The organism is Bacillus sp. HY001 (assembly GCF_007558965.1).
Classification (GTDB): domain Bacteria; phylum Bacillota; class Bacilli; order Bacillales; family Bacillaceae_G; genus Bacillus_A; species Bacillus_A mobilis.
Map to the genome: position 1 here is coordinate 1 of NZ_VLTE01000298.1, position 263 is coordinate 263.

Sequence of the window (263 nt, forward strand, 5' to 3'; positions counted from 1 at the left end):
TTCTTCTACAACTGGCTGCTCTTCTGCAATCGGTGCTTCTTCTACAACTCGTTGTTCTTCTGCAATCGGTGCTTCTTCTACAACTCGTTGTTCTTCTGCAATTACTTCCACTTCTTCTAACTCTTCTGCTTCTGCAATTACTTCTACTTCTTCTGACTCTTCCGTTTCTGCAATTACTTCCACTTCTTCTGACTCTTCTGCTTCTGCAATTACTTCCACTTCTTCTGACTCTTCTGCTTCTGCAATTACTTCCACTTCTTCTG

Annotated in this window: 1 protein-coding gene; it reads right to left on the reverse strand. The window is 41.8% G+C overall.

Annotated features, from left to right (window positions below; genetic code table 11):
* The coding region (locus tag FOT98_RS31420; RefSeq protein ID WP_144291267.1) for a hypothetical protein at positions 1–263 on the reverse strand (263 nt) is incomplete at both ends.